An 18,376-nucleotide genomic window follows, 5' to 3' on the forward strand; every position below is an offset into this window, starting at 1 on the left:
CCTACCTTCGATTTGTGTTCGAAGGACCAACGGTAGCCCCGCCTCCCGGACCCGCCCGGTGTAGGCCTCTAACCGGCCAACATAGTTGTCGTCAACCGGCCAGGGTAATTGTCGTCAACCAGTAACGACCACTCCAGCAAATTCACCGAACCCCAAGCCATCGAATTTGAAAAAAACTGGATAGTGCTGGACCAGCGCGCCAACACGTCCACTGGCTTCAGCGGAACACTTTTCCAAAATCGTGTCACTGGCGAGCTCGTCATGTCATTCCGCTTGACAGAATTCATAGACGACTCAGCGCGGGATAACCAGGCGACCAACGCCATGGAGCTTAAGGAAACCGGCTTTGCCTGGGGCCAGCTGCGGGACATGGAAGCGTGGTATGACGAGCTCAAAAGCGATCCTGCCAAGCTGGGCAGCAAGACCTTCAGCGTCACCGGCTACAGCCTGGGCGGGTCAAGCACCGGCAAGCACTGGGGTCAGGTCTTGCAATTGCAAGCACTGGGGTCAGGTCTTGCAATCAAACAAATTCTAATTAAGATTCGACCATGGCAAGACCCTTGCGAATCGAATTCCCCGGCGGGCTGTACCACGTCACCTCGCGTGGCGACAGGCGCGAAGCCATCTTTCTTTGCGATGCTGACAGAAATTACTGGCTTGATTTATTGGGCCAGGTGTGTGCCCGCCATAACTGGCTGTGCCACGCCTACTGCCTGATGGACAACCACTTTCATATGGTTGTAGAGACCATCGACGGCAACCTGAGCGCCGGGATGCGCCAACTCAACGGCGTTTATACCCAGTGGCACAACCGCAGCCACAACCGGGTTGGTCACGTCTTTCAGGGCCGATTTAAAGCCATCATCGTCCAGCGCGAAGCATACCTGCTGGAACTGGCTCGCTACGTTGTTCTCAACCCCGTGCGTGCAGGCATCTGCGTCTTGCCCGAGGACTGGCCGTGGAGCAGCTACCACGCCATGCTGGGCCGCGTTGTGCCGCCGCGCTGGTTGCAGGTGCAGTGGCTGATGTCGCAGTTTGGCAATAACCCGCAGGCGGCCGTTGCCGCTTACGTTGATCACGTCCGGGCTGGCGTCAATTTGCCTAGCTTGTGGGAGCAACTGCAAGGCCAGCTGTATTTGGGTGATGCAGAATTTGTTGAAGTCATGGGTGAAAAAATCGCTACCAGGCTTTCATCTGATGCAGAAATACCGCGCCTGCAACGCCGCGCTTCTGCGCCGCCGCTGGCCCGATTTGCAGCCATGCCGGCGCGCAACCCAGCCATCGTGCAGGCCTATGCCACCGGCTGCTACAGCATGAAGGAGATTGCTCGCGCCTTCAATATTCACTATGCAACCGTGAGCCGGGTGTTGAAAAATGAGCCGGAAAAAGTATGAATGCAAGACTTGACCCCAATTTTTCCAATTTTTCCCTGGAAAAGATAGCGGCGATGAACTTCAACACCCTGCAGCAACGCCCCAAGCTCGGCCGTTGGGATGTCTTAGTTATGGGCTGGCGGGCCCTGTGGATGTGACTGTTGCCCCCGAATTTCTCCAGGCCGCATGCAACAATCCCCGCATGACACCCGAGCAATATGTCCAGCAAAAAGCCGCCGCTTCCGGCAGCAGTTTTTATTACGCCTTCCTGTTTTTACCCAAGGAGCGGCGCGCCGCCATCACCGCTTTTTACGCCTTTTGCCGCGAAATAGACGATGTGGTCGATGAGGTGACTGACCCCGGCGTGGCGCACACCAAACTGGCCTGGTGGCAGTCCGAGGTAGCCAAGTCTTACACCGGCAACGCGACCCACCCGGTCATGAGGGCCTTGATGCCGCTGACCGCCGCTTACGCCATCGAGGCGCGTCATCTGCAGGCGGTGATTGAGGGCTGCCAGATGGACCTGGCGCAAAACCGTTACCTCGACTTTCCCGGCTTGAGCCGCTACTGCCACCTGGTGGCCGGCATTGTTGGCGAGGTGGCCGCCCGCATTTTTGGTCAGCGCGATGAAGCCACCACCGCCTACGCGCACAAGCTGGGTCTTGCGTTTCAGCTCACCAACATCATTCGCGATGTCGGCGAGGACGCGCTGCGCGGCCGTATCTATCTGCCGGTCAATGAGTTGCAGCAGTTTGAAGTAAAGACGCACGAGATTTTGAAGCGCCAGTATTCGGACCGCTTCAGCGCGCTGATGCAGTTTCAGACCGAGCGGGCGCTGGCGCTGTATGACGAGGCGCTGACCCTGCTGCCCGACACCGATCGGCGCGCGCAAAAGCCTGGCCTCATGATGGCCAGCATTTACCGTACGCTGCTGCGCGAAATTGCCGCCGACGGCTACCAGGTGCTGCACCAGCGCGTGAGCCTGACGCCGCTGCGCAAGTTCTGGCTGGCCTGGAAAACACAGGCCTTCGGGAAGGTGGTATGACCCCCACGCTTTTCACTCCGTGTAATGCGCTGCCCCATGCACAAGGAAAAGGGGCCGTTTTTCCTTGGGGCGGTCCGTCGGAAAAATTTCTGTCGCTCGGACTATGAGGGTCGCCGTTATTGGCGCCGGCTGGGCCGGTTGTGCCGCCGCCGTGGAGGCGACACGCCGCGGCTGCCAGGTCACGCTGTTTGAAAGCGCGCGCACGCCCGGCGGTCGCGCCCGGCGCGTCAGCGCCGCGCTGGCGGGCCAGCCGGTGGCGCTCGACAACGGCCAGCACATCCTGATTGGCGCCTACGCTGAAAGCCTGCAGCTGATGACCGACCTGGGCGTCGACGTGAAGGCTGCGCTACTGCGCCTGCCGCTGACGCTGCAGTTCCCCGATGGCAGCGGCCTCAAGCTGCCGCCACTGGCCATGCCGCTGCCCGCCCCGCTGGACGCCTTCGCGGGCATTTTGACTGCGCGTGGCTGGGCCTGGGCCGACAAGCTGTCGCTGCTCAAGGTGGCGCTGGGCTGGCAACGCAACCAATTTCAGTGCGCGCCCGAGCTCTCGGTCAGCGCGCTGTGCCACGGCCTGACGCCGGGCGCCATGGCCTTGCTGATAACGCCCTTGTGTGTCTCGGCGCTGAACACCCCGGCCGAGCGCGCCAGCGGCCAGGTGTTTTTGCGCGTGCTGCACGACGCGCTGTTTTCGGCCAGCGGCGGTTCCAACCTGCTGTTGCCGCGCGTTGACCTGAGCGCCCTGCTGCCCGAAGCCGCACTGGCCTGGCTGACCGAACAGGCCAGCGAGCAGGGCAGCGAGAAGATCAGCGCGCCGCGTTTGGGTGCCCGCGTGCGCGCGATCGAGCCGACCGCCTCGGGCTGGGTGGTCACGCTGGACGCCAGCACCACCTCCCGCTCTTTTGCCTTTGACGCCGTGGTGCTGGCCTGCCCGGCGCAGGAAGCGGCCCGCCTGGTCGACGGCAGCGGCGTGGCGGCCGACGACTGGCTGGCGACAACGCGCTCCCTGCAGTACGAAGCGCTGACCACCGTCTATGCCCACAGCCCGGGTGCGCGCCTGCGCCAGCCGATGCTGGCCCTGCCTGCCGCTGCAGCGGCGCCGGCGCAGTTTGTATTTGACCGCGGCCAGCTTGGGGGACCGCCAGGTTTGCTGGCCTTCGTCATCAGCGCCAGCAGCGGCGACAGCGCCACGCTGACGCGGCAGGTGTTGGCGCAGGCCGCCAGCCAGCTCGGACTGAGCGGGCTGCAAGTGGTGCAGACGGTGGTGGAAAAGCGCGCGACGTTTTCCTGCACGCCGGGCCTGCAACGCCCCGCCCTGCGGGTGGCCGCTGGCTTGCTGGCGTGCGGCGACTATGTGGATGGGCCCTACCCGGCCACGCTGGAAGGCGCTGTACGGTCGGGGCTGGAAGCGGCAAGGTGCTTGCGTTAATTTCGTCATTTTTTGCCTGTAGCCCCCTGAATACGGGCGCTAACAGCTATTAAAACTATAGCACTGTAGAACCTGATTTCGGGCAGGGACCTGAACCGGTCCCGCACTGCAGGCGCGTCGCACCGCAGACAACTGTCAGACTCATTTTTAGGCCGATCACTCAGCGCGGTGCGCCATCAAAGAAACTCCCACGTCATCGATCCGGTCGCAGAACTGGTCGCAGGTTGGCGCTTCTGTCCGGCTTCGATTGGCAAACCAGGCAGGTCGCAGAGCACCGGCCGCATCCGTTGCATGCGACCATGAACGGCATAAAAAAAGGGCCCGAAGGCCCTTGTAATTTTCGATGCGTCGAGCGATCACTTGTTGTTCGAAAACGAACTAACGCATTGCCCCTGGTTCTTGAAGATGCCTTCCCAGCCGCCGTTCTTGCATTCGTCCTTGTTGGTCGGCCCGAGCTCGAAGTTGTAGGTGGTCGTGACTCCGTCGATGCCGACCTTCAAAGCGTCGATGTTGCCGTCGAAATTGGTCCAGCCACCTCCGGCTTTCAAGATCGTATTGGGCTGGCCGGGAACATCGCGGATTCCGATGTTCGGGTGATTGCTGAGCAACTGGGAGACTGTGCATGGCGTGCTCTGGGAGCAGGGAGAAGGAAAGTTACCAGCAGCACGGCTGAGCCACCACTTCCCGTTTTGCGTATTCCAGGTCTGCCAGACGCCGGGCAGCACTGGTCCAAGGCTGGGCTCATGGTAGGGCTCAAATACCAGCCGGCCCCTGAATGTGAAGTCGCCGTCGGTTACATCGTTGTCGACATTGAACTGCAACGCAATCGCCAGAACGTCGGATGCCGCGGTCGGTGTCGTCTTGTAGGTCGAGTAGCTCAGCGAGGTGATATCGGCGAATTTCTTGCCGGCAAGCTGGCCCAGCAAGGCGCCGAGCGATGGCCGGTCGCCGGATGCGGTCAGTTTCAGATGGGCGCTTCCGCTACCGGCGGGCGGCGTCGCAGGGCCGCTGACCATCTCGCACAGATTGCCAGCCAGGCACGGCGTGCCCGCCCCATCGTCGAAGAAGACCCACCCCTTCATGTCGGCGGGCGACACGGTGACTGTGGTTTGTGCAAAGGCAGGCGCGCAAGCGAGCGCGAGTGCACCGAAAATAATGCCCTTCATGATGACTCCTATACGGTTGGTTAAGCCAATGAAATGCACCGAGGCATGGCTATTGCACTTCGGCGCACGTCGAATACTACGCCTTGCACAAGTTCTGTCCACCCAAAAAAGAACCGCCGGGCTGCTGTCGACAGCGCCCGTGGCAATGCGGCCAGAGGTTCAAATACTTTGTGGAAATGTTCGTCCGCTCTTAAATAGCCCGATGCATGACGGTCTCACTCACTTTTTGCCATTTCGCGCACGGCTTTGAAGGCGGGCCGTGCCAGGCAGCGGCGAAGCCACTCATCGACCCGCGGACACTGCGCCATCAAGCCGGCGGCGCCCTGCGCCCAGGCCAGCACGGACGCCACGCAAACATCGGCCACGGTAAACCGCTCGGCCGCCAGGTAGCTGCGGGTTTGCAAATGCTGCTCCAGCACCAGCAGCGGGGCCAACAGGCGGTGCTCGGCTTCGTCAGCCAGCTCTGGTTTGCGGCGGTCTTTGGGCATGAGCACGCGGTGCATCAGGATCGTCAACGCGTCTTTCTCGCACTCGGTCACCACCCAAAAACTCCAGCGCAAGATTTCTGCCTGCTCGGCATGGTTTTCTGCCGCCAGCGAGGGCGCGCCGCCGCCCTTAAAACGCTTGGCCAGGTACAGCGCGCAGGCCATGGACTCCCAGACCAGCACGCCGTCATCGTCAACCACCGGGATGTGGCCGTTCGGATTGATCGCCAGGAATTCTGCCGTGCGCGTACCGCCGCCCAGGTAATGCACGGGAATATGCTCATACACCAGGCCCAGCTCGCGCGCTACCCAGAGCGGACGCGCGGCCCGCGAAGCGGCCGTGCCGTAAATTTTCAGTGTCATGGGGAGCGGCTCCGAAAGGTGAATCAATCGTTCATCAGGTTAATCAAGTTCATCGTGTTCACGGCGTTCACGACGAAAAAAGGTCGCACAGCTCGGTCAGCGTGGTCACCGTTTCATTTGGCACGGCGTCGTGCACCCACAGGTGGTCGGCGCGGTTGATCCATACCGTCTGCATGCCGCAATTAAGCGCGCCCAGCACATCGAGCGTGGCGTCGTCGCCGACATGCAGCACCTGCTCAGGCTGCACCGTGGCAGCGCCAGCCGCCGCATGAAAAATACGCGGGTCGGGCTTGCCCACGCCAAACGCCTGGGCGCTGATGCTGGCCTTGAAATACCTGCCTATGCCGATGCGCTGGAGGTCGGCATTGCCGTTAGACAGCGCCACCAGCGGAAAGCGGCTGGCCAAAAACTCCAGCGCCAGCAATACATCGGCATACAGGGTGACGCGGTTGCGCTCGTTAAAAAAGACATCGAAGGCGGCTTCGGCCAGTTGCGGATCTTCGCCGGAACGCTGCAGCGCCAGCCGTATGGCTTCGCGGCGAATGGTGCTGAGCTGAAATTTCAGATCTGGGCGAGAAAGTGTTATTTGCTCACGCACCTCATGGCGCGCCGCCGGGTTGGCGAACAGCGCGGCAGTCATAGGCGCATGCTGGCCCAGCCAGTCACCGAGAGCCTGCTCGGCCCGTTCAATGGCGGGCCAGACCGGCCACAGGGTGTCGTCAAGATCCAGGGTGATGGCTTTGATGTTCTTCAAATCAAGCATAGGTAAGCGAGAATACCGCATGTCTTTTGCACCAGAGCCCACCTTTACCCACGGGGCGCCGCCACCGGCGACCCAGGCCACTTCCTCCACCGCCATCTTGCTTTGCAATTTAGGCACGCCCGACGCCCCCACGGCCGCTGCGCTACGCCGCTACCTGGCCGAATTTTTGAGCGATTCGCGTGTCGTCGAAATCCCCAAGCCGGTCTGGTGGCTGATTTTGCACGGCATCATCTTGCGCACCCGCCCCAAAAAGTCGGCTGCAAAATACGCCAGCGTCTGGTTGCCCGAAGGCTCGCCGCTGAAGGTCTGGACACAAAAACAGGCGCTCATGCTGCGCGGCTACCTGGGCCAGCGCGGCCATCCGGTCGAAGTGCGCTACGCAATGCGCTACGGCAATCCGTCAATCGCCTCGCAACTGGACCAGCTAAAGGCCGACGGGGTGACCCGAGTGCTGATTTTGCCGGCCTATCCGCAGTACAGCGGCACCACCACGGCCAGCGTGTTCGACGCGGTCTATACCTGGGCCGCCAGGGTGCGGCGGATTCCTGAATTTCGGTTTGTCAACAATTACCATGACGACGCGGGCTACATTGCCGCGCTGGCCGACAGCATTCGCCAGCACTGGCAAAAAAACGGCCAGGCCGACAAGCTGGTGATGAGCTTTCACGGCGTGCCCGAACGCACCCTGGCGCTGGGCGATCCATACCACTGTGAATGCCACAAAACAGCGCGCCTGCTGGCTGAAAACCTGGGTTTGGCCAAAGACCGCTACCAGCTCACCTTCCAGTCGCGCTTTGGCAAGGCCAAATGGCTGGAGCCCTACACCGAGCCGACACTGATCAAGCTTGCGCAGGCGGGCTTAAAAAGCGTCGACCTAGTCTGCCCCGGCTTTACCGGCGACTGCCTGGAAACGCTGGAGGAAATCTCAATGGAAGCGCGCCACGCCTTTCTGGAGGCAGGCGGCACGGCGTTCAGCTACATCGACTGCCTGAACGACAGCGCGCAGTGGATGGCTGCCCTGAGCGACTTGAGCATCCGGCATATGGGCGGCTGGCCAACGCAGAGCAGCGCAGAAGACGGACAAAAGCTGGCCGCGTCACGCGCCGCCGCGCTGGCGCTGGGGGCCAAGCAGTAGGTCCTGCCGAGGCGTGATTTGCTCTGTTTTTGATAGCTGCTTGCGCCCGTATTGCATGGACTAGAGGGTAATTTTTATAAAACCTGGCCTTGAGCGCTGTTGCCGCTGCCGGCAAACTAAAGCAGCTCAGTATCCGCCATTGAAAGCCCGCGCCAGACTGACAGCGGCTGTAGAAATCTCCTAATTGCTCGCTCCAAACCTGTCACAAAACTCTGCAACTTGAACGTCGGCCATGTAACGACAATCTAAGCGATTGCAGCAACTGCATCCGACCAGAAGCGGGTATTCGGGGTTGCTGCTCAATAACGGGCATTCACCGAAACAGAATTTCCATTGCGTTCCTTCAGCACAAAAACAGCTTTGCCAGTTGGCTGTCGACAACGCGGCGAAAGGATTCGGTCGCGAGTGCCCGCCATGTGCCTCCCTTATGTGAAAAAGGCATGACAAAGGCATGACTAAGTTGGGGCGAAGTCGCGCAGCAAAGCCCTACAGCCCGCCATCTGGTCGGACCCCAATCAACGCGTTAAAAATAGCTTTGACTGGTAACATTTAAATCACTACTATTTAACGAGAGCGACCACACCATGCAAGACACACGCTGCTGCGGCACTGGCATTTGTCTGGTTGATATTTACGGACGTTGCTGGTGCGGCCAGCAGTGGGATGGTGAGCAAATGTGTCGCCCTGGCCAGCACCCCACTTCGGCCGAAAACAAGGCGGCTATTGACGATGCGTTGACGGCAGGCGATGCTGAAAGCCAACCCTTTTGAAACACACCATTCAACTCACTATTTTGCTGGCCTTTGGGCTGCTTGGAACTCCGGCTATGGCCACTGAAGAGCCCAAATTTGAACTCATTTCCAAGCAAGACCATATCGAGTTGCGCCGTTACCCGGCCTTCATCGTGGCCGAAACATTCGTGGAAGGCGATATGAATGCGGCTTCAAGCAAAGGTTTTCGCATCATTGCTGATTACATATTTGGCAACAACGTGGCTGCGGGTTCAGCATTAGACAAAGGTTCTGAAAAAATTGCGATGACCGCACCTGTGACGATGGAGCCCGCAAACGCAGCTTCGCAAAAAATCGCCATGACTGCGCCTGTGGCCATGGAACCCTTGCCAAATGCCGGGCAAGCCAGCCAGATGCCGCAAGCCATGCAAGGCGCCAAGCGCTGGCGGGTGCATTTTGTGATGCCCAGCACTTACACCCTGAACACGCTGCCTAAACCCAATAACCTGGCTGTGCAGTTGCGTGAAGTGCCCGCCAAGACCTGGGCGGTACTAAGCTATTCAGGCTTTAACACTGAAGCCGGAATCCAGCAGCGCACCGATGAGTTGGTGGCGTGGCTGGCTGCACAAAAAATAAAGACTACTGGCAGCCCACAGCTGGCGCGCTACAACCCTCCCTGGACTTTGCCAATGTTTCGCCGCAACGAAATCATGCTGGAGATTCAGTAACCAGGGGGCTGTTCGCCCCATGGTTCCTCACAAGCTGACGCTGCACCTTGACGCGCATCGGCAAAGACGTCAGCGAAAAGTCCGACTGCACGCCCGGGCTGTTCACGGTGGAGCACTATATTCGCGGCAAATGGGCTTGCGCCAAGTGCCAGACCTTGAGCCAGGCGCCGCTGCCCGCGCAGATCATTGAGATCGTTATTCGTTGATCGTTGGTAGCGGGTAAGTCTGCCAATGACAGCTTTCGTCACGAAGAAGATTGGACGCCCTCGGTTCGGGAATGCTTTTGAAAGTAGTTTGCCGCAGCTTCGGCCGGTGGAATGTAGCCGATGGGCTCCAGCTTTGGCAGCCCCTGCTGCGGCAACGCCGCCCCTTAACTTCAGGAGCAACTACCAATCACGTAGTAATTGGCACCCGTCATCTTCAAGGTCGTGATGGAAAAAATGTTCCACAAGCCCATGGACTGGTTCGATCCGTTGGCATAGGTGAAGCCTGCGAACACGTAGGCGCGTCCCGCCACGGTGTGCGCGTAGTTAGACGCGGTGGCGCAGGTCGCTGTGGGCGGGGGCGTTCCGCTGGTGGTGCCGGTGGCAAGCGCCGACGCAGCGCCTTCCGCGCTGTTACTGTCTACCGCCTTCACGGTCCAGCTGTACTGCGTGGCCACGGCCAGGCCGGTGTCGTTGAAGCTGGTCGCCGTGACTGGCAGCGCATTGGTCTTGTTGGCGCTGCGGTAGACGTTGTAGCTGGCTGCGCCCGTCACGGCGTTCCAGCTGATGGTCATGCTGCTGGCGCTTGCATTGGACGTGACCACCCCGGTCGGTGCGGCCAACATGGAAGCGGGAGGTGGAGTGGTGGTGCCCGCAGAAACCTGGTCCACCATGGCCTTGATGGCGGCCATTTGCGGGCCGGACTTTTTGGCGTAGTTGGCGCTGTCATAACCCCACCAGTCCCAGCAGCTGTTGGTGGCCTGTGTGCTGGTCTGCGGGTAGAGCATGACGACGTTGTTGCTGTCGGCCCAGCGGTTGTAGCCGGTGTTGCGCACGTACTGCTGCTGCACCAACGTGACGTTCTGCTGGCAGCCGTGCAGCACCACATGCACGCGGCATTGCGCACCCGATGTGCAAGCCTGCGGAATGTAGGCCCAGCCGGTAGGCGCCATGCCGTGGCCGGTGATGAACTGGCTCTGGTTGAATTCGACAAAATTGCCGGCTGGCAGGGCTGCGTTGTTGCGGGCGTTCAGCGGGCCATACAAATGGCCCAGCATGGCGCCGGCCAAGTCAAAATCGCAGTCGTTGATGTAGGGCGAGCCCTTGGTGGAACAGGCGCTGCCGTAGTCGTCAGTGACCATCGCGTGCTCTGCGGCAACGTCTTTTTTATATATCACGTTGGCAGCCGGAACGAAGCTGCCGTAATAGGTTTTCAGCGCATCCATGACGCCGGGTTTGACGGTGCTGTCGATAGCGCCCGAGAAGAGATAGACCCTGGAATTCTGCAGATTAACAACCGGGTCAATCAAGCCTTGCGAGGCCCAGCTGTTGGTGGTGCTGACCAGGCTGCTGGTCGGAATGCCGGCAGGGCTGGCCATACAACGACCGGTGGCGTTGACGATGAAGCCCTCCGCGCAATAGTAGGGACCACCCGCAACAATGCCCGCGCCCTTTTTGAAGGTTGCGGAATAGGCCACATGCAGCTGCGCCGCCATGTAGCCACCAGACGAAAGCCCGGACACGGTGGTTTGCGTCTTGTCAATGTTGAGCGCGGGCAAATTGACGGCTGCCGGTGCCGAGCCGCAGGCCAGCGCCATCGTGGAGAGAATGACAGCGGCGGTGATATCCGAGTGAAGCTTGCTGACCATGGTGTTGTCTCCCTAATGGTTCTTGATGATTTCTGAAAGACTCTATCGGCCGCCCATTCTGCGACGAAGCGAGGTTTTCGCGAAACTTTCCTTCAGGCTTTACGCACGGCCAAACAGTAACGGGTCGCAGTCGGGACGCCCTCTCTTTGATAGCTGCTTGCGCCCGTCCCGCCTGCGCTGCAGCCGTATTTGATGAAGTTTTTATAACTACTTGGCTTTTCTTTCCTCGCGCCTGTCGGGTTAGCCAAAGGCGTAACCCGAAAATCCCTGGACGCACCGACACAAAGCAGCTGTCGGGCGACGCTCCATCAACCCGACCTATGCTATATTTTTAATAGCTTCTCACGCCCGTCAGATATAGGCTGCAGCCATTTTTTATCAATTTTTTGACCATTTCAAGCCACCTGCTGACGCGCTGTCCACCGCTTGGCCAGGCGCGGCAATACCATCACCGCCAGCACCACGCCGATCAAGATCAGCGAGACCGGGCGCTGGACAAACACCAGCGCGCTGCCCTCGCCAATCGACATCGCGTTGCGCAGCTGCGCTTCGGCCAGCGGGCCCAAAATCATGCCGACGACGACAGGCGCGGTCGGAAAGTCAAAGCGCCGCATCACCACCCCAAGCACGCCAATGCCGTACAGCAGGAACAGATCAAACGAGCTTTGCCGCATGCCGTAGACGCCGACCGTGGCAAAAATCAAAATACCGGCGTACAGGTAAGGCTTGGGAATCTTCAGCAGCTTGACCCACAGGCCCACCATCGGCAGGTTGAGCACCAGCAGCATCACGTTGCCGATGTACAGCGAGGCGATCAGCGCCCACACCAGTGACGATGAGGTGGTGAAAAGTTGGGGGCCCGGCTGGATGCCGTAATTTTGAAACGCGCCGAGCAAGATGGCAGTGGTGTTGGACGTCGGGATTCCCAGCGTGAGGAGCGGAATCATCGCGGCCGTTACGGTGGCGTTGTTGGCTGCCTCCGGACCGGCCACGCCTTCAATGGCGCCTGCGCTGCCGAATTCGGCGCGGTCTTCATTTTTGGCCATCTTCTTTTCGGTGGCGTAGCTCAAAAAGGTCGGAATTTCGGTGCCGCCAGCGGGAATGCAGCCAAACGGCACGCCAATGGCGGTGCCGCGCAGCCAGGCCGGCCAGGAACGGCGCCAGTCCCTGGCCGTCATGTGAACCTTGCTCAGCCGATTCTGCTCTTCGACCACGCGGCCTTCATAAAGCACCGCGTACATCGCCTCGGCCACGGCAAACAGGCCGACCGCCACCAGCACGATTTCAATGCCATCGAGCAGTTCGGGCACGCCGCCGGTGTAACGCGCTTGCGCCGAAATCTGGTCCAGCCCGACCAGGCCGGCGGCCAGCCCGATGAACAACGCCGTCATGCCGCGCACCGTGCTTTTGCCCAGCACCGCACTGACGGTGGTGAAGGCCAACAGCATCAGCATGAAGTACTCGGGCGGCCCGAGCTTGACGGCCAGCTCCGCCACGATGGGCGCGAACAGCGTGACCAGCACCGTGGCAATGGTGCCGGCGATAAACGACCCGACGGCGGCGGTCGCCAGTGCAGCGCCAGCGCGCCCGCTTTTGGCCATCCGGTTGCCTTCCATCGCCGTCACCATGCTTGCCGTTTCGCCCGGTGTATTCAGCAAAATCGAGGTGGTCGAGCCACCATACATGGCGCCGTAGTAGATACCGGCAAAAAAGATCATGGAAGCCGTGGCTTCGACCTTGGCCGTGATCGGCAGCAGCATGGCGACGGCCACTGCGGGGCCTATGCCCGGCAGCACGCCGACCGCCGTACCCAGTGCACAGCCGACAAAACACCAGAGCAGGTTGATGGGCGTGGCTGCAGTGACGAAGCCCTGCATCAGTTGGTTGAAGATATCCATGATTTACAGCCAGCCTGTTGTGGTCAAACCTGGGAGATTGATCGCCAGAAATTGCGTGAACATCCAGTAGACCGGCGCGGCAATCGCCATGCCGATCAGCACATCCTTGAGCCAGGCTTGCGCTCGCCTGTCGGCCTTGCCTTCGGCGCCGCGCAGGCCTTGCACGGCCAGCACAAAACACAGGGTGCAGCTAAAGATAAAGCCGATGGAAGTGATCAGCGCCGCATTGGCCAGCAAGCCCGCCGACACCCAGACAAAACCGGGCCAGTACGCCTGGGTTGCACCGGCGGGCTCGTCCATGGAGCGAAAGCCGCCGCTGCGCGCTTCCCAGACGATAAAGCCGCCGCACACCAGCAGGCCCAGGGCCACCAGCCAGGGCAGAAAGTTCGGGCCGACGCCGCCATAGCCGGCAGCCGAAGGGATGCTGACGGCGCCTGCCGCCAGCCCCAAGCCGACCAGCAACACGCCGGCGCCCACCAGCGTCTGCAGCAAAGAGGGAGCTTGTTGTGTCATTTTTTTGGGTTCTCGCCGTGTGGGGGAAAAGATGCTGTGTTCGTGCCGCGCCAGATGCCGTGCTGGCAAAAAACAGCCGCCCTGCTCCGGGACATCGAAACAGGGCGGCGCGAGGAAAAAGGCGGGTGCGCGTAGATCGGTTCAGGTCAGCTTAAATCATGCCGGACTTGACCATGGTGGCGCGCAAACTGGCAAAGTCATCATCGACAAACTTGTCGAAGGCCGGCCCGGTCAGCAGCGCAGGCGTCCAGTTGTTTTTCTCGGACGCTTCCATCCAGCTTTTGGATTTGACGGCCTTGAGAATCATCTCGGTCAGCGCCTTGCGCTGCTCGGCCGTGATGCCGGGCGCGCCATAGACGCCGCGCCAGTTGCCAATCACGACATTGACGCCCTGCTCCTTGAGCGTCGGGACATCGACACCCTTGAGCCGCGTGTCGGAGGTCACGGCCAGCGCCTTCATCTTGCCGGCGCTGATGTATTCAGCAAACTCGCTGTAGCCGCTGCCACCCACCGTGACGTTGCCGCCCAGAATGGCGGCGGTGGCTTCGCCGCCCCCGCGAAAGGCCACGTAGTTGATTTTGGAGGGGTCCACGCCGACTTCACGCGCAATCATGGCCGCGGCAATGTGCTCGGTGGAGCCGCGCGAACCGCCACCCCATTTCACGCTGCCGGGGTCTTTCTTGAGCTGCTCGATCACGTCCTTCATGGTTTTGAAAGGCGAGTTGGCGGGCAACACAAACACGTTGTATTCGCTGCTCAGGCGCGCGATCGGCGTGGCCTGACTCAGGCTGACCGGCGGCTTGCCGGTGATCAGGCCGCCCAGCATCACGGCGCCCATCACCATCAGGGCATTTCCGTCGCCCTTGCTGCCGTTGACAAACTGCGCCAACCCCAGCGCACCGGCGGCGCCGCCCTTGTTGTCATAGGTCACGGTCGATGCCGCACCGGACTCCTGCAGCGCCTTGCCCAGCGCGCGGCCGGTGGTGTCCCAACCGCCGCCGGGGTTGGCCGGAATCATCATCTTCACGCCGGTGGCGGCAAAGGCTGGCAGGGGCAGAGCCGCCACTGCGGCCAGCGCAGCCATGGATTTCAGAAAGGTATCTCGACGCATACGGGTCTCCTTGACAGGTTGTAATGGCGCAATGATGCGCTTTCTTTCTGTCAAACGGCTGTCCGGAAGCATTGGGGAAAGTGCTAATGTCCTGCCCATGACGACGACCCTGAAACTGCTGCTGATCGAGGACGATTCATCGATGCAGACCGCCTTGCAGCGCGCCCTGAGCCGGCGCGGTATGGAGGTGTTGCCGTGCACCGATGGCCGGCAGGCATTGGCGCAATGGAGCGCCGCGCAGCCCGATGTGGTGGTGCTGGACCTCAGCCTGCCCGGGCTCGACGGCCTGCAGGTACTGGAGCAAGCGCGCCAGCTGGGGCTGAGCACGCCGGTACTGATTTTGACGGCCCGCGGCACGGTGGGCGACCGCATCGTCGGCCTGAACACCGGAGCCGACGACTACCTGCCCAAGCCGTTTGACCTGGACGAGCTTGAAGCGCGACTGCGTGCGCTAAGCCGGCGCCGCCCCGCCTCAAGCACAGAATCAGGCGCCAGCCCAACCATGGTGGGCCATCTTCGCTATGAAAAAGAGAGCGGTGCAATTTACCACCAAGGCCTGGTGCTGGACCTAACGCCGCGCGAGTTGGCCCTGCTGCTGGCCTTGATCGCCAAACCCGGCCAGGCGGTGTCCAAGGAACGGCTGTTCGAACTGGTGTTTCCCGGCGAAACCGACGTGCAGTACGAAGCCGTGGAAGTCGTGGTCTACCGCCTGCGCAAAAAGCTGGTGGATACCGGCGTCAGCCTGATCACGCTGCGCGGCCTGGGCTATTTGCTGAAGGTGGATACGAAGTGAGGGGAGCGGGGGCTATCTCTCTTAGGAGGTATTTGTTGCTGGGGATACTCTTGCCCGTTGGCTTTTTGGTGGTGCTTAACACCGTGAGCCTGTACCGGCAGGCGCTAGCCGCCGTCAACACGGCCTACGACCGCACGCTGCTGGCGTCGGCCAAATCCATCGGCGAACAGCTCGACGTGAAGGGCTATGACGAACAGTCCGAGCTGCGCGTGACCGTGCCCTACGCCGCGCTGGAAGCGTTCGAGGCCGACAACCAGAGCCGGCTGTTTTACCGCGTGTCCAGCCTCAGCGGCGAGCTGGTTTCAGGCTTTGCGCAACTGCCTTTCTGGCGCGGCCGCATTCCGGCCAAGCCGCCTTACGCGGCACTGGTTGATTTTTACGACGACGTGTTTGATGCCGATGCGGTGCGCGTGGCAGTGCTGCTGCAGCCGGTTGCCAGCCCGCAGGGGCGCGCCATGGCCGTCATCCAGGTGGCCGAAACCCTGGAGCTGCGCACCACGCTGGCGCGCAAGATCCTGTTCGACACCTTGTGGCGCCAGGCTCTGCTGCTGGCCGTGATTGCGCTGGTGGTGGTGCTGGTGGTGCAGCGCGCCACGCGCCCGGTGCGCCGGCTCAGCGCCGAGCTGCAGGCCAGACCTGAGGGCGAGCTGACGGCGATAGCCGCGCCCGATGCGCCGCGCGAACTGCTGCCACTGGTGGAGGCAACCAACCAGGTGATGGGTCGCCTGCAACATCTGCTGGACAACCAGAAACGCTTTGTGCGCGACGCGGCGCACCAGTTGCGCACGCCGCTGGCCGTGCTGAAGGTGCAGGTGCAGTCGGCGCTGCGTGGCGACCTGGAGGCGCAAGATGCGCTGGCTGAAATCAACCAGACGGTGGACCGCGCCACGCTGCTGGCCAACCAGATGCTGGCGCTGGCCAAGGTGGAACAGCTGCGCCAGCAACCCGAGCTGCAAGCCGTCGAGCTGGCCAAAGTGGTACGCCAGGTGGCGCTGGACCTGTCGCCGCTAATTGCCGACAAAGACATCGCCTTCGACATCGAAACTGTGCCGGCGCACATCCGCTCGCACCAATGGATGTTGGGCGAACTGGCGCGCAACCTGCTGCACAACGCCATCAAGCACACACCGACCGGCAGCGCGCTAGCCGTGCGTATCGTGGCCGATGTCCGCTACGCTGCGCTGACCATCAGTGACAGCGGCCCCGGCATTTCGGCCGAGCTGGCGGCACGCCTGTACCAGCCTTTTTCAGCGGGCAATGTGCAACAGGGCTCCGGGCTGGGCCTGGCGATCTGCCGGGAGATTGTCCAGGCGCTGCGCGGCAGCATCGTGCTGGAAAACCGGCTTGTGCAGGGTCGGGTGACGGGTCTGGACGCGACCGTCCGCTTGCCGCTTGCGGCTGCTTGCGCTTCGGGTTCAAAATAGTGACTCATGGATAAATTACGCATAGACAAGTGGCTGTGGGCCGCCCGCTTTTACAAAACGCGCTCGCTGGCGGTGGAAGAAATTGACAAGGGCCGCGTGCAGGTCAATGGTCAGGAAGCCAAGCCCGCGCGCGAGGTTAAGGCGGGCGACACCGTGGCGCTGCGGCAAGGCCCGGTGCTGCGCACGCTGGTGGTGCGCGTCATCAGCAATCAGCGCGGTTCGGCGCCAGTCGCGCAGCAGCTTTATGAAGAAACCGAAGAAAGCCTGCGCTCGCAGGCCGAAGCCGCCCAGCAGCGCCGGCTCAACAACGAGCCGGCCAGCAGCATAGAACACGGCCGGCCCACCAAACGCGACCGCCGCGTTCTGGACAAGGCGAAGGACAAGGCTTGGGACAAACGCTGGAGCGCGTCGGCAGACAAGGGCTAGCGAACTGCCGCGCATCTGCTATGTTTTTTATAGCTGCTTGCGCCCGTACCTATTGGTCTAGAGGCCTATTTAATGGTTTTTTTGGCGTTTTGGCACTGTCAGCTGCCAATCACCAAGGGCAGGCGCGGCGCGCTGGCGCCCCTGCCTGCCGTTTCCAGGCTTACAGCGCCGGCTTGTCGCTTGGCGTGTTGAGGTTGGCCTTGAGCTGCTCGCTCATGGGCAGGTTCAAGTTCACGCCTTTGGGCGGAATCGGTGACATGAACCACTTGTCGTACAGCTTGCTGAATTCGCCCGACTTCATCAGGCGGGTGAGGGTGCCGTCGACCAGCGTTTTGAACTCCGGGTCGTCCTTGCGCAGCATGCAGCCGTAGGGCTCTACCTGCAGCGAGTCGCCCACCACTTCCAGCGCAGCCGGGTTTTTGGAGTTGGCCATCAGGCCGAACAGCAAGATATCGTCCATGGCAAACGCCACCGCACGGTCGGTTTCCACCAGCAGCAGCGAATCGTCGTGGTCTTTGCCCAAAATGAGCTGCATGTCGAGGTTTTTGTCAGCGCTGTATTTGCGTATCACCTGGGCGTTGGTGGTGCCGGTGGTGCTGGAGACCGTCTTTTTAGCCAGGTCGGCGTAGTTCTTGATGCCTGAGCTTTTCTTGGTCAGCAAGCGCGTGCCAGTGTAGAAGTGGCTGACGGCAAAGGTCACGTCCTTGCCGCGCGCGCTATTGTTGGTGGTCGAGCCGCACTCCAGGTCGTAAGTGCCATTCACCAGCAGCGGAATGCGGTTTTGCGAAGTCACCGGCATGTAGGCCACTTCAAGATTGGGCTTTTTGATCTTCTTGCGCACATCTTCAATGATGGCTTCGGTCAGTTCCACCGAAAAGCCCACCGCCTTGGTCGAGCCGATCAGGTAGCTGAAAGGAACCGAGGACTCGCGGTAGGACACGGTGATTTTGTTGCTGTCGGTAATCTTTTGCAGCGTCTGCGCGCTGGCTGCGCTGGTTAGGCCGGCGGTCAGCAGCGCGGCGGTCATGAGGGTCGAGAGTTTCATACGTGTCCTTTTCGGGTCCATAAAGTTGGAAAGTTAACGAGATTTCTGGAGGTTGACGTCGCCGATGCCAGAGCGGGCGCGCTTGGTCGGCCACTACGT

The 18,376-nt window shown here is 61.1% G+C and carries 18 protein-coding genes and 1 pseudogene; 11 read left to right on the plus strand and 8 right to left on the minus strand.

Going from position 1 to position 18,376, the window contains the following annotated elements; all coding sequences use genetic code 11:
• Positions 1–548 precede the first annotated feature (548 nt).
• From HHJ18_RS05970 to hpnE, 4 genes are all read left to right on the plus strand, one after another.
• Positions 549–1,394: a transposase gene (locus HHJ18_RS05970; protein WP_296912664.1), complete on the plus strand. Its 846-nt coding sequence runs from the start codon at positions 549–551 to the stop codon at positions 1,392–1,394.
• Entirely contained in the window at positions 1,391–1,531 is a 141-nt protein-coding gene (locus HHJ18_RS05975) for a hypothetical protein (RefSeq protein WP_296912667.1), read from the plus strand. Before HHJ18_RS05970 ends, HHJ18_RS05975 begins: the two co-directional genes overlap by 4 nt.
• 44 nt (positions 1,532–1,575) lie before the next feature.
• Complete coding sequence (hpnD, locus tag HHJ18_RS05980) at positions 1,576–2,418, plus strand: presqualene diphosphate synthase HpnD (RefSeq protein WP_296912669.1); 843 nt, start codon at positions 1,576–1,578, stop codon at positions 2,416–2,418.
• A gap of 103 nt (positions 2,419–2,521) precedes the next feature.
• Positions 2,522–3,844 (plus strand): hydroxysqualene dehydroxylase HpnE, encoded by a 1,323-nt coding sequence (gene hpnE / locus HHJ18_RS05985; RefSeq protein WP_296912672.1) that lies wholly within the window; start codon positions 2,522–2,524, stop codon positions 3,842–3,844.
• A gap of 356 nt (positions 3,845–4,200) precedes the next feature.
• On the opposite strand, the gene HHJ18_RS05990 is transcribed toward hpnE, so the two are convergent.
• From HHJ18_RS05990 to HHJ18_RS06000, 3 genes are all read right to left on the minus strand, one after another.
• Positions 4,201–5,010: a hypothetical protein gene (locus HHJ18_RS05990; protein ID WP_296912675.1), complete on the minus strand. Its 810-nt coding sequence runs from the start codon at positions 5,008–5,010 to the stop codon at positions 4,201–4,203.
• Positions 5,011–5,225: 215 nt separating this feature from the next.
• Positions 5,226–5,858, minus strand: a complete 633-nt coding sequence (locus HHJ18_RS05995; RefSeq protein WP_296912678.1) for a glutathione S-transferase family protein — start codon at positions 5,856–5,858, stop codon at positions 5,226–5,228.
• Between the two features lie 67 nt (positions 5,859–5,925).
• Entirely contained in the window at positions 5,926–6,621 is a 696-nt protein-coding gene (locus HHJ18_RS06000; protein ID WP_296912680.1) for an HAD family hydrolase, read from the minus strand.
• A gap of 19 nt (positions 6,622–6,640) precedes the next feature.
• On the opposite strand from HHJ18_RS06000, the gene hemH reads away from it, so the two are divergent.
• From hemH to HHJ18_RS06020, 4 genes and pseudogenes are all read left to right on the plus strand, one after another.
• Positions 6,641–7,756, plus strand: coding sequence for a ferrochelatase (gene hemH / locus HHJ18_RS06005; RefSeq protein WP_296912683.1), 1,116 nt, complete (start codon positions 6,641–6,643; stop codon positions 7,754–7,756).
• A 584-nt stretch (positions 7,757–8,340) separates the two neighbouring features.
• Positions 8,341–8,526 carry a hypothetical protein gene (locus tag HHJ18_RS06010; RefSeq protein ID WP_296912686.1) on the plus strand — a complete coding sequence of 62 codons (186 nt, stop codon included), beginning with the start codon at positions 8,341–8,343 and terminating at the stop codon, positions 8,524–8,526.
• Positions 8,523–9,215 (plus strand): heme-binding protein, encoded by a 693-nt coding sequence (locus tag HHJ18_RS06015; protein ID WP_296912688.1) that lies wholly within the window; start codon positions 8,523–8,525, stop codon positions 9,213–9,215. Before HHJ18_RS06010 ends, HHJ18_RS06015 begins: the two co-directional genes overlap by 4 nt.
• A 41-nt stretch (positions 9,216–9,256) precedes the next feature.
• Positions 9,257–9,406: pseudogene (locus HHJ18_RS06020) on the plus strand (IS66 family transposase zinc-finger binding domain-containing protein); the annotation flags it as partial.
• Between the two features lie 185 nt (positions 9,407–9,591).
• Here HHJ18_RS06020 and HHJ18_RS06025 read toward each other — a convergent pair.
• From HHJ18_RS06025 to HHJ18_RS06040, 4 genes are all read right to left on the minus strand, one after another.
• Positions 9,592–11,016, minus strand: a complete 1,425-nt coding sequence (locus HHJ18_RS06025; protein ID WP_296913491.1) for a PHB depolymerase family esterase — start codon at positions 11,014–11,016, stop codon at positions 9,592–9,594.
• A 446-nt stretch (positions 11,017–11,462) separates the two neighbouring features.
• Positions 11,463–12,965, minus strand: a complete 1,503-nt coding sequence (locus HHJ18_RS06030) for a tripartite tricarboxylate transporter permease (protein WP_296912691.1) — start codon at positions 12,963–12,965, stop codon at positions 11,463–11,465.
• Positions 12,966–12,968: 3 nt separating this feature from the next.
• Complete coding sequence (locus HHJ18_RS06035) at positions 12,969–13,478, minus strand: tripartite tricarboxylate transporter TctB family protein (protein ID WP_296912694.1); 510 nt, start codon at positions 13,476–13,478, stop codon at positions 12,969–12,971.
• 151 nt (positions 13,479–13,629) lie between these two features.
• Positions 13,630–14,589, minus strand: a complete 960-nt coding sequence (locus tag HHJ18_RS06040) for a tripartite tricarboxylate transporter substrate binding protein (RefSeq protein WP_296912696.1) — start codon at positions 14,587–14,589, stop codon at positions 13,630–13,632.
• Positions 14,590–14,686: 97 nt separating this feature from the next.
• Between HHJ18_RS06040 and HHJ18_RS06045 the strand changes: the two genes are divergently transcribed.
• Genes HHJ18_RS06045 through HHJ18_RS06055 form a run of 3 tightly spaced genes read left to right on the plus strand, consistent with a single transcriptional unit; the run spans position 14,687 to position 17,232 of the window.
• Positions 14,687–15,382 carry a response regulator transcription factor gene (locus HHJ18_RS06045; RefSeq protein WP_296912698.1) on the plus strand — a complete coding sequence of 232 codons (696 nt, stop codon included), beginning with the start codon at positions 14,687–14,689 and terminating at the stop codon, positions 15,380–15,382.
• Positions 15,383–15,417: 35 nt separating this feature from the next.
• Complete coding sequence (locus tag HHJ18_RS06050) at positions 15,418–16,806, plus strand: sensor histidine kinase (protein ID WP_296912700.1); 1,389 nt, start codon at positions 15,418–15,420, stop codon at positions 16,804–16,806.
• 6 nt (positions 16,807–16,812) lie between these two features.
• On the plus strand, positions 16,813–17,232 hold the full coding sequence (locus HHJ18_RS06055) for a S4 domain-containing protein (RefSeq protein ID WP_296912702.1): 420 nt from the start codon (positions 16,813–16,815) through the stop codon (positions 17,230–17,232).
• A 160-nt stretch (positions 17,233–17,392) separates the two neighbouring features.
• Here HHJ18_RS06055 and HHJ18_RS06060 read toward each other — a convergent pair whose 3' ends face one another.
• Positions 17,393–18,277 (minus strand): transporter substrate-binding domain-containing protein, encoded by an 885-nt coding sequence (locus HHJ18_RS06060; protein WP_296912705.1) that lies wholly within the window; start codon positions 18,275–18,277, stop codon positions 17,393–17,395.
• Positions 18,278–18,376: the final 99 nt, after the last annotated feature.

The organism is Polaromonas sp., from assembly GCF_012927455.1.
Taxonomy (GTDB): domain Bacteria; phylum Pseudomonadota; class Gammaproteobacteria; order Burkholderiales; family Burkholderiaceae_C; genus Polaromonas.